The following is a 12,294-nucleotide window of genomic DNA, read 5'->3' on the forward strand; positions in this document are numbered from 1 at the left end:
TCCATTTATTTATTTATTCATTCATTTAATCAATAACCTGGGTTCTGAACCAATGTCGAGTTCACATCTACTTCACGCTGTGGAACCGGAAAAACCAACCTGTTATTATTATATTGCATAGAGCCCACATTCAGCTGTAAACGTTTTACTGTCCAGTAGCTATCACCTTCAAATGCCAGTTCCAGTCTTCTTTCCTGTACTACGTCATCAGCCGTAGCAGCAGCCAGTGGCGTGGCTTTGGAGCGGCTTCTTACCTTATTAACATCATTCAGCGGATTATCACCAACAGCAGTACCGGCACGGAGATTGGCTTCTGCACGGGTCAGGTACATTTCAGCCAAACGCACAACCGGGATGGTGCCATACATGTCTCTCCATTTGCTGGTTGTGAAACTGGAGCTATCACTGGAATAGGTATAGAAGTTTTTGCGTTGATCGCCGGGACCATATTGATCAAGCTGTTCAGTCTTGATGAGAACATCATTACGTTGATCCAGTGCATAAAAAGTAACGAGGCCATTATCAGAGGTACCGGCATTACTTTGACTGGTTTGAAGAATCGCAAATATATCTTCTGCGGAGAGCGAGGTGTTATTAAATTCAGCATCAAAAGAAGGCACCAGGGAATAATTGCCTGATTCGATCACCTGGTCTGCAGCTTTTGCAGCTTCCGTATAGTTGCCTTGTGCCATGTAAACCCTTGCCAGGAAAGCATATGCAGCATATTTGGTTGCCCTGCTTTTATTTTTCTTTTCTCCGTAGCTGTCAGGCAGGTTGGCAGCGGCCTCCTTTAAATCGGCAATGATCTGTTTATATACATCCGCTACGGTTGCCCTGGGCTGCTTGCTGGCAGGCAGGTCTGCAGTGCTGATCACAGCAGTGGTAATAAGCGGCACTGCCGGATTTTTATCTACATTCCCGGCTGAATAAGGCAAGCCATAAAAGCCGGCCAGTTCATAATAGTTAATAGCTCTTATAAACTTGGCTTCAGCAGCAAGGGCAGCCTTGTTACCTTCACTTACTTTGTCCAGGTTTGCCAGTACGATGTTTGCAGTGTTGATAATAACATATCCCCTGCGCCATACCCCCTCGGGGATGATACCGCTTTTCTGTACCTGTCTGCTGTTTACCTGCGCATAAGGCTGAAACGTACCCTGATAATAGATAAAACCATCGGCTGAGTAGTCGGATGCGAAGAGGTCAGCGAGGAATATGTATCGTTCGCCGAATGCATTAGGGTCCTGCATGGAGTTATAAGCGCTCATCAGAATGCCATTCACATCATCTTCTGTCTTGATCTGTTCCGGCGAGATCTGCTGCCCCGGTATCACATCCAGTTTTTTATTACAAGCAGCTGTAAAAGCCAGCATAGCAGGTAATACAATATAACTGATATATTTAGTTATTGGTTTCATTACTTTAACTTTTTGTGGTTCATGTTATGTTCAACCTTGCTACTGTTTAAAACTTCACATTAAGCCCTACAGTAATTGTTTTGGCTTGCGGAACAGTGTACAAATCAATACCACCGGTGATATTGCCGAGTGTACTGGTATTTACTTCCGGATCGCTGATATATTTGGTTTTTGTCCACAGGTTGTATCCTGCAACAAAAATGCGGGCGCTGCTAAGTTTTACAGAAGACAGAACAGATTTAGGGAGATTATAACCCAATGTCACCTGTTTTAAGCGGATGTATGAACCATCGTATATCCATTGTGAAGAAGGGGCCTGGTTACCGTTTCCGAAGAAGTGGGACAGTCTTGGGATGTTGGTGACGTCGCCGGGTTTCTGCCATCTGTTCAGCTGATCGGTAGTCTGGTTATCATAACCACCACCAAAACCTACAGATTGATACTGGCCTGCCTGGTTATAGATCTGGTTGCCCTGAACAAAAGTGAAGAACACACTCAGGTCAATTCCTTTATAACTGAGCGTATTGGTGAAACCGCCTGTCCAGTCAGGATTTGCTTTACCTACTACACCTCTGTCGGCCTGAGAGTAGTCGTTTGTTGTCTTACCATCTTTGGTATAATATAATGCATCTCCGTTGTTAGGATCTACTCCCGCAAAACGTTGCATATAGAATACACCGATAGGTTCACCTTCAACAGCACGTTGTACACCACTTTCAATGATCTGGCCATTGATGGCTTTCACCCTGTTCTTGTTGTAAGCCACATTCAGGGAGGTGGTCCAGGTAAAGTCTCTGGTTTGAATATTACGTGAGTTCAGTAATATTTCAACACCTTTATTTTCCATTGAACCGACGTTTCTGTAAATAGTGGCGTAACCGCTTGACAGTGGTACGTTTGTTTTTAATAACAGGTCGGAGGTTTGTTTATTATAGTAGTCTATTTCACCGCTCAAACGGTTGTCGAACAAGGCAAATTCCACACCGGCATCAGCCTGCACAGTGCTTTCCCAGTGCAGGGTCGGATCACCCAGCTGTGTAGGTGAAAAGCCTGGGAGCATAGGATAGTTCGTTACACTCAGCAAAGTATAGTAGTTATTCTGACCAATCTCAGCGTTACCGGTTTTACCATAGCTGGCCCTGATCTTCAGTAAATTCAGCACATTGCTGCCTTTCAGGAAATCTTCTTCTGATACAACCCAGCCCAAAGATCCTGCAGGGAACCAACCATATCTGTTTTTAGGACCAAAACGGGAAGAGCCGTCTGTACGGATACTGAAGGAAGCGAGATATTTGCTCTTATAGTTATAGTTTGCTCTCATGAAATAAGACAGGAAGGTATACCGCTGTTCATTGGAAGAGCCACCCGTAATTGTTCCTGCACCACCCAGGTTTTTCACCGCATCGCTTGGGAAGTTCTCACCACTCACAGCGTTACTTCTCAGGTCATTCTGCAGGTAACTCATACCCACTACAGCAGATATATTGTTTTTATCATCGATATGAGGTGTAAAGGTGAAGTAGTTATTGGTATTGAGGTTCACGTTTTGGGTGATATTGTTGCCTCCCCTTCCGATACCTTTACCATCCTGTGTTTGTTTGCCCAGGAAGAAATCTTCGTTAAGATTATAAATATCCGTTCCCAGCTCAGATCTGAAAGCCAAAGAAGGAAGGAAATGATAATTCAGGAAAGCATTACCTATGGTACGGAAAGAAACCTGCCGGTTATACGCATATTTCTTATCTATCAGACCATTATAATACAATGTATTGGAATTAGGCTCACCCAGGGAATCATATGGGCGTGTTATTGGCAGCTGAGCTACCAGCTGGCCTGGTGAGGAGAAGGCGTCATCAGTGGAAATACGGTTCAGCTCTGAACGGGTAACGCCCATATTAACGCCGAAGGACAGTCTTGAATTAGCTGTATGTTCGAGGTTTAAGCGGGCGCCATATCTTTTGAACCGGTTTACGATCACGATTGCTTCCTGATCTGAATAGGATCCTGAAACATAGTATTTGGTTTTTTCGTTACCACCAGAAGCAGAAAGGTCGATCTGGTTGGTATGAGCCGTTTTGCGGAATTCTTCATCCTGCCAGTCAGTGTTGACGTTACTTGTACGCCAGTCTTTACCTGCCAGTGCTGTCATTCTCCTATCCACCTTTTTCTGGTAAGAATTGATAGCATCCTGTTCAGTAGGGAAGTTGCCTACTTTGTTGGCGAAATCGTATTTACCATCCATTACTGCGGCTTCCTGAATCAGCGTTACGTATTGCTGTGTATCCAGGAATTTACGTCTCATGGTTGGTTTGGCGAAACTCGTGTTTACATTCAGTTCGATGTTGGTTTTTTCACCGGCCTTACCTTTTTTGGTAGTGATCAACACCACACCGTTGGCAGCACGTGCACCATAGATAGCAGCAGCAGAAGCGTCTTTCAGCACTTCCACTGATTCAATATCATTAGGATTGATATCCACTAATGGATTCGTAGGGTCGTTAGTGTTATCAGACATACTTTCTGATATCACTGGCATACCATCGATCACATATAATGGCTGGCTGCTGGCTGATATAGAAGAAGTACCCCTGATACGGATCTTCATACCCTGACCTACTTTACCACTACCAGATTCGATTACCACACCAGGTGCTTTACCTTGTATGGAAGATTCAAAGCTGGCCACTGGCTGGTTGGCTATTTCTTTAGAAGCTATTTTGGTTACAGAACCGGTGAGCTCTCTTTTGTTCTGGCTACCATATCCCACCACCACTACTTCGGAGATATCTTTACTTCCACTTCCCATTGAAACACTGATCGTTTGTTTACCACCAATTGCCATCTCCTTATCGGCATAACCTATAAAAGAAAAAACGAGCGTGGTAGCGTTTTCAGGAACAGATAATTCATAGTTTCCGTTAGCTTGAGTAATTGTACCGGCGTTGGCTCCTTTAATTTTTACAGTAACTCCTGGCAAAGGACTGCCATCTTTTGAGTCTGTAACTTTACCGGTAATACGCTTGGCCTGTGCGAATGACAGGACACTTATGAGCATGAGAATGCTCATAAACGAGTTGAAACGCAGCATAGACTGTTAAATTTGATTAATAAAATGTTGGTTTAGACAATGTTGACTTAGAAAATTGTTCAGTTTTTTTGGTTGTTAATTATTGGCTCAAAAATGACGGGGCACTTTAAAATAGATTGGTTGATCTGCTTTAAACACCGGTTTGATTAGCATTAAACGTTAATAACAGGGGCACTTTGTTGCCACTTTTCATAAGCAAAAGCAACAGAACTATAGGAGAATGGTCCGGTAAAGATATTACTTAATCAGTATATTACCTTATAAAAATATTATTTCTGTCATATTTATTGTACCAGGATTTAAAAAAAGCACAACGCATTATAGATTAATCGACTAATCTATAATGCGTTGCAATAATCATGAATGCCTAATACATTTTTCCGGCCTTTCTTCTAAGCCATTTCCAGGTAAGTGCCAATCCGGTGATGCTGACAGCGGTACCTCCCAGCATCAGCACCCATACCACAACATCCCATAACGGCCTCCTATATACGAGAAAGCTGAAATCCAGGCTATGCAAACCATGATACAGCCAGCGCTCCAGCCGGCTTCCCTTTTCGTGCCGCAGCACCAGCTGACCTGTTTTCAAATCGAAATAATACCAGGTTTGTTCAGGGTTGTCAACCTTTACTCTTAGTACAGGTAATCTTTTTTCGAATGTACGGGAATAGTAATAGTCATCATAGTGATTCAATATAACAGACTCTTTTATCTGTTGTGCCGGTTGAAAAGCCCTGACCTTACTAATAAAAAGTGAGTCCGGGAAATATTCAAACGGAATACTCTTCTCCTGGTCAGCTGCCAGTAATCGTGTATGCTGAGCGTCCTGGTAAGCGAGGTAATAGGGCTTGCCATCCAGCTGTATCAATTGTATTTCCTTTACTGTTAAGAATGAACTGAATCCGGAGGCAGCCTGACAGGGGGATAACGTAAACGCCGCTACGTTTAACGGGCCTCCGGATAAAAGATGGCGTTCAGCCTGTTGTTTGCCTGGTTCCGGGCCGAATGCTACAGGGCTCATCGAAAACCAGCCACTTAAAACCCAGGTAAATACAAATATGCCGAACACAAACCCCGTATAATGGTGATAACGGAACCATTTTTTCTTATATGGGCTGAAGGCCAGCGTCTGTTTGTTTTTCCGCTTGTAACGAACAATGCCCATGATAATACCTGTCAGACACATCACGGTACCAATGAAAGAAACCCATATCACCACCTGGCTCCATACCGGCCGGTTACGAATGAGTATAGTCGGGTAGATCCAGTGGGGAATAGGCCCCAGCCAGGCCCAGAACCGTTGCCTGGCATTCACCATCTGTACTACTTCACCGGTATGAAAGGATACATATACATAGGTAGCAGCCGGATCATTCATCTTAAACCGATATACCTCCGGCAGATACCCCTGGGAACGATGGGCAGCCATCCACTGGTCTATCTGCCATAATGTATCTACCGTTTGCGGCTGACTGGCATTGTGTACAAAAGCCCGTGCCAGCTGGTTGCCTGATGCAACGTCTATTTTATCTATCATGGCACCATTGTCTGCAAAGATGGCAATATGCTTTTTTTGCTGTGTAACGATTCTATAAACAGGGCGTTCCAACAGCATACCCATCCGGATGGTAACGATGGAATCTGTAATGCCGGCAACATTCAATGCCTGTTGCGGCGTCAGATGACAGGTCTCCATATTGACTGGCGGCAGCTGTTTTAACCGCTGATCCAGTTTCATCGTTGGATAACCCGTGTACATCATCACAAAGCCAGATAAAAACCAAACGACAAACATCAGACTCAGTACAAAACCCAGATATCGATGCAATAATAGTATTGCTTTTAGCATTTTTTTTCTGAACATGGCTATAAGGTGTAAATCTGTTCAGATCCTATAAGGAATACTTCAGGGTCAGCAGATAGTTGCGGGTAGCACCCGGATAGAATTGGTTGGTGATGATCACATTGGCGAAATAACGTTCATTCGCCAGGTTGTTGACATTCAGCCGCAGACCAATCTTTCCGATCTGATACCCCAATGCTGCATCTATCACCGTATATGCGGGAAGGATATAGGTGTTGGCACTATTCGCATAACTATCTCCCATATAATTCAATCCCATACCTACACTCAAACCACGTAACACAGACCGCTGCAACTGATAATTGGCCCATAGATTAGCCATATGTTTTGGAGCCATTGCCACTGTTTTTCCAGCCACCGTATTGATCTCCTTTCCTTCAAAAGGACGATACTCCGCATTGGTAAAGGTATATCCTGCATTAACATCCAGGCCTGCCAGCGGGCTTCCCTGCAACTCCAGTTCATACCCTCTGGAATCTGCTGAGCCGATCCGTTTGTATACGCCACCAGGCAAACTTTCCACCTGATTATTTTTCCGCATGTAATACACGGAGCCGTTTACTGCCCAGCTATGGCCCAACTCCAGCCTTGCGCCCACTTCTCCCTGATAACCATCTTCCGGATCGAAGGTTTCTCCATTGGGCGCCACTCTCCGGGAAGGCTTGAAATAGGTGGAATAGGAACCATAAACAGACAAAGCCTTCGTAGGCTGATATACCAGACCGGCGCGGTAGGTCAGTGCTGCGGCGGGAATATCGGTTTTAGCGCCTCTGTCGGTGATATGGCGGCTGGCGTCTACTTTATTGGTATAATAAGTCCCTTTGAAAATATCATAACGCAAACCAACCAGACCTTTCAGTTTATCCGAAAACTTAAGCCAGTCCTGCAGATAAAAGCCATGTACGGTTTCTTCCGTAGCCTTGTACTGCGTCGTATAGTAGTCAACGTTACCCTGGTTCAATACAGGGTTTTGTATAGCCACCTGTGCATGCAGCCCTGCACCGAAGATATTGGCGCTATAGGTTTTTCTGTCGAGGTAACTGAATGAATACCCTACCAGTACTTTGTGTTCAATTTTTCCGGTTTGAGTATTGTAAGTCAACTCCAGCTGGTTTTGCAGCGGTTTTGTCAGATGGTTGAAATAGAGTGGGGAAGTACGTTTGAGAGAATCCAGTGTTTTATTGAATGTCAGTTCTTCTGTTGAAAAATAATTGATGTTATCATCTGAATAAGAAAGCTGATTGGACAACAGGAGTGAATTGCTGAACTGATGTGTATAACGCAGCTGAACATTATACTGTGTATTTTTCAGGAAATCAGCCGGATCGTTGTAGCGGGTATCTACGTTCATGCCTGGTGCTAACTTTCCACCTTCCAGCATTGGAATACCGGCGTCTGTAGCGTATTTGTCGTGGTTGGCGCCGATGGTCAGGTAAAAATTATCATGGGCTGTGGGCGTGTAATCCAGTGCCAGATAGGCGTTGTTGGTATTCATACCAGACTGGCGGTAACCGTCGGTGGCAGACAGTCCTGCATCTACCCGGTACAGGAGTTTTTTACTCAGTGCACCACCGGCGCCCACCCGCATCCGGCGGGTATTAAAACTACCGTAGGAAGCGGAGAAGTCCGCCTTTTGTTCGCTGGTAGGACGTTTACGGACCAGGTTAATGATACCCCCCAATGCTGAATGTCCATATAAAACAGAGGCAGGCCCTTTCAATACCTCTATGCGCTCGATGTTAGCGAGGTTAGTAGCAGGTGCACTGGTGGAAATATTGTGACGTTCATCTCTGACACCATCTACCAGCAATACAAAATTATTAAACCCACGAATGGTAAAGTGCTGAAAACCGCCATAGGTATTGTTTGCACGCACACCAGTAGTATTTTTCATAGCCTCTCCCAGGTCATCTGTGCCTCTTTGTTCCAGCGTACGGGCAGAGATAGTACTTGTTGTAAGTGGTAGGTCTCTGATGGGGACAGCAATTTTATTCACACTAGTGACAGCAGACTTTTGTGCTGAAGTGATAGTGATTTCAGAGAGTTGCCCGGTGCGACTACTGAGTTGCAACGATAACTCCGTTGTTTTCCGGTTGCTTATTGTCACCCGTTGCTCAGCCACATGGTAGCCAACACCGCTGACCGCAAGGGTGTAGTTGCCTGCAGGTATAGCTGAAAGCAGGAACCGGCCATCGGCATCTGTTACAGTACCATAGCCAGTTTCATTCAGCCGTACTGTAATACCGGGCAGGGGTTCACCGGTTTCGGCAGTAATTTGTCCGCGCAGGCTGCCGGTATGGGCGACAGTCGTTTGCGATTGTGCGTGAAGTTGATCATCTGTAACAACCATCTGTAAAAGACCGATCATTGTACACATGAATAAAGTCCGTAAATAAGAAGTGGGACAGTTAAAAACGTTGCTCCTCGTCCGGGAGTGGTTGATTGTAGAGTTTTGCATTGATAATGATGATGAAGACAGAAAATTGTTCTTCAAAACTTTACCATGCCATCGGATACTGCTATACAGAAAAAGACCGGAGGTATGCCCATTGCATACACTGCCCCTGAAATGAATACACTTCAGATGCAAAAACTCCAAACTTGACGTTGCTTCAGCCCACGAAAGCATTGCCAGCATAAAAAAGGCAGGTCTCCTGACTTGTAACATTACTGCCGTCCTTCCCAGTCATCATTGACCAGTGGACATTTTCTGGCAGTAACCTGATTGTTACTTACAGTTGCGGGACAGTTCGTGATTTTCACACGATTCCCTATTAATCTGCACTTAAGCAGAACCTCTTTTTGTTGGGGAAAGAAAAGAACGAAAACGGGGCAAAGATAGTAATTACCGGATTAAAACAAACTGTATTCCATAACCTGCCCGATCCGGACCCTGCCGGTATTTCGAACTTTTTTGTAGCAGATTTGTTCCATATCAAACAAACTGAAACCCCAAAACAAGCCCCGGAACCCAGGATGCTGAAACCCCTATTACGAATGAAAACATCAATGGAAATCATTTGGCTCACCCCTGATCTGAGTAAACTTGGCGGAAGCGAGTATATGGTGTCAGCCTTTTGTCGTTTGCTAAAGTCGGCAGGCATCCATGTACATATTATAACCCGGGCTATTCATCCTGTTTGGAAAACCGTCATGGATAAGGCTTCCGGTCCCGGACAGGTCAACTTTGCCGAGATCCATTCCGATAACATCATTGACTACATCCATACAATTGATGTTATTACCGCCCGGTTTACAATCTCCCTGATGCAGGTGATGCCCCTGGAATCATTTTCCTTCGACATCATCCGGTATAAGGAATATGGGTTTCCCGTTTGCGGGCTCGAGCCTACAGACCTCAGCAATCATTGCTGGTGGCTGCCGGAAAACATGCAGGAGCATATTCAATTCCTGGATGGACTGATTGTGATGAATCCGTATACCGAAATCATCGCCAGAAATGAGTACCATTTCAACAAGCCCATCCAGCTCGTTTCAAATACCCTGATGAATGATCTGTACAAACGTACGGACCGGAGTTATCCACTATCTACATTTGGTTGTATCAGCAGGTTATCAGCGGAAAAAGGGCTGGAATATCTGCTGGGGGCCTTCAGTCTTTTATCGAAACGGTATCCCACCGCCACCATTTGTATTTGGGGAGAAGGAGATGATCATGAAAGGCTACTACAGCAAACAAGAATGCTGGGCATTGCCGACCGTGTTCATTTTCACGGCGCTTTTCATCCCCTCGAAGATTCTTTGTCTATCAGCGACAGCGCCGAAATTTTTATTTCTTCTTCACTGTTTGAAGGATGTGGGATCGCCATGCTGGAACAGGCTTACCGCGGCAAACCGCTGATCAGTACTATGACACATGGATTAAAATGGGTACTGGGAGCCGATTACCCTGGCCTGATTCCGATCGCTGATACTCATTCCTTATCCAGGATGATGGAACAAACCCTTATCGACCCTGTATTCCGCCAAAGCCTCATAACACTTGCTCAGCAAAGGTTTCATTCCTTCTTTTCACCTTATCAGACATACAATCAGCTTATTTCATTTTACACTGACGTACTTCAAAATAATTCATATGAAAATCTGCAGTATCAAACTAAGCCATGATGGCTCCATAGCACTGATCGATGATCAACGGCTCATTTTCAGTTATGAGATGGAAAAGTTGAACAACGCTGCACGGTACAGCGAGTTCAACATAAGCATAGATGAAATCAATGCCATCTTCCATCAATATGGTTACTCATTCTGGCAAATGGATAAGTATGTCATCGATGGATGGGACCCGCACGAGCCACAAGTCATAGACCTTGGTAGAGGGAACACCACTGTAAATCTCGCAGGATACGATCGTTACAGTGAAGAGAGCACCGATATTATGCAACGGAAAAGTTTTGAACTGCCTGGCCCCATCAGCTTTCATTACTCCAGTTACTTTCATATAGCCGGACATATTGCGGCCGCTTATTGTACCAGTCCCATGGCTAAAGCAGGACAAGATTCCTATGTACTTACCTGGGACGGAGGTATGTACCCGCAGCTATTCTATTATCATTGCAAGACAAATGAAGTGGAAAGCCTGGGTGTATTATTCAACATGATCGGGAATATATACTCTCTCTTCTCTCAATATTTCAAACCCTTTCTGGTGAATGAAGACAGCCTTATGGATGATCTGAGTGTTGCCGGGAAAGTGATGGCATATATTGCAAAAGGTACCTACAGAAAAGAAATGATACCGGTGTTCCATGAACTTTATGAGAAACACCAGGACAAAGCCATGGCTTGCGCCAACATCTTCGGACAGGGACACGAAGAACGGGGATTAATCTTTGCTCAATTATTTGCACAGGACTTTATCAGGCAAACGAGTTCGTTTCATTATGCGCATGAGGATATTCTACTTTCTTTCCACATTTTTCTTGAACAACTATTGGTCAAAGAACTGGGAGTGAAAATAAAAAATGGAGGTAATAAAGCGAAGAATTTATGTTTTGCCGGAGGGAGTGCGCTGAACATTAAATGGAACAGCGCTATCCGCAATGCCGGTTTGTTTAACGAGGTGTGGGTACCTCCATTCCCAAATGACGCCGGCAGTGCCATTGGTGCTGGTTGCTGCGAAATGATCCATAGTACCGGTATAAACCATCTTGACTGGAACGTTTTCTCCGGACCACCAGTTATGGAAGATACGCAGCATGAAGGTTGGATAAAGAAACCGGCTACTGTTGAAGAACTGGCGCTGCATCTTTTCCTGAAGAATGAACCTGTAGTATTTCTACACGGGCGGGCAGAACTGGGCCCCAGAGCCCTTGGTAACAGAAGCATTCTGGCACCCGCCACTCAGCCCCATATGAAACGAATCCTTAATCACATAAAAGGCAGAGAAGATTATCGTCCGGTAGCTCCCATTTGTCTGGAGCATGATGCAAAAAACATTTTCGATCCCGGTAGCAAAGACCCCTATATGCTCTTTGACCACCAGGTCAGAGAGGAATGGAAAAGCCGCATCCCTGCTATCTGCCATCTGGACGGTACCGCCAGACTACAGACCGTCTGTGAATCAGATAACCCGGTCATATTCCGTCTTCTTAATGAATATAAAAAACTAAGTGGCATCCCTCTTTTATGTAATACCAGCGCTAACTACAACGGGAAAGGCTTTTTCCCGGATGTAGCGTCAGCCATGAACTGGGGACGGGTAAATTATGTATGGAGCAATCATTTCCTGTATGAAAGAGTACAAAAAATCTCCTTCGAGATGATCAGCAGTGATGAATCCATTTCACGAGTTGACAGGCTGCAAGCCCCGTAAGATCAATACCACACCGGATTAATTAAATAAAAGGAATCGGAGTTCGTATGGACTCCGATTCTTTTTTTATTGATCAATAACGAAGATTAAG

General features: G+C 44.7%; 6 protein-coding genes and 1 riboswitch. Of the genes, 2 read left to right on the top strand and 4 right to left on the bottom strand.

All coding sequences use genetic code 11. The annotated features are described in order from the left end of the window. Positions 1-29: 29 nt before the first annotated feature. From DF182_RS09870 to DF182_RS09885, 4 genes are all read right to left on the bottom strand, one after another. Positions 30-1,415, bottom strand: a complete 1,386-nt coding sequence (locus DF182_RS09870; protein WP_113615465.1) for a RagB/SusD family nutrient uptake outer membrane protein — start codon at positions 1,413-1,415, stop codon at positions 30-32. Positions 1,416-1,461: 46 nt separating this feature from the next. Beyond that, on the bottom strand, positions 1,462-4,503 hold the full coding sequence (locus DF182_RS09875; protein ID WP_113615466.1) for a SusC/RagA family TonB-linked outer membrane protein: 3,042 nt from the start codon (positions 4,501-4,503) through the stop codon (positions 1,462-1,464). A gap of 367 nt (positions 4,504-4,870) precedes the next feature. Further along, positions 4,871-6,367 carry a PepSY domain-containing protein gene (locus DF182_RS09880; protein WP_113615467.1) on the bottom strand — a complete coding sequence of 499 codons (1,497 nt, stop codon included), beginning with the start codon at positions 6,365-6,367 and terminating at the stop codon, positions 4,871-4,873. Between the two features lie 28 nt (positions 6,368-6,395). Continuing rightward, positions 6,396-8,735 carry a TonB-dependent receptor gene (locus DF182_RS09885; RefSeq protein ID WP_245957400.1) on the bottom strand — a complete coding sequence of 780 codons (2,340 nt, stop codon included), beginning with the start codon at positions 8,733-8,735 and terminating at the stop codon, positions 6,396-6,398. A 258-nt stretch (positions 8,736-8,993) separates the two neighbouring features. After that, positions 8,994-9,182: riboswitch (cobalamin riboswitch) on the bottom strand. Between the two features lie 182 nt (positions 9,183-9,364). Here DF182_RS09885 and DF182_RS09890 point away from each other — a divergent pair. Next, positions 9,365-10,495 carry a glycosyltransferase family 4 protein gene (locus DF182_RS09890; protein ID WP_161964108.1) on the top strand — a complete coding sequence of 377 codons (1,131 nt, stop codon included), beginning with the start codon at positions 9,365-9,367 and terminating at the stop codon, positions 10,493-10,495. Beyond that, entirely contained in the window at positions 10,464-12,203 is a 1,740-nt protein-coding gene (locus DF182_RS09895) for a carbamoyltransferase N-terminal domain-containing protein (RefSeq protein ID WP_113615469.1), read from the top strand. The genes DF182_RS09890 and DF182_RS09895 overlap by 32 nt, the downstream gene beginning before the upstream one ends. Positions 12,204-12,294 lie beyond the last annotated feature (91 nt).

This window comes from Chitinophaga flava, assembly GCF_003308995.1.
GTDB classification, from domain to species: Bacteria; Bacteroidota; Bacteroidia; order Chitinophagales; family Chitinophagaceae; genus Chitinophaga; species Chitinophaga flava.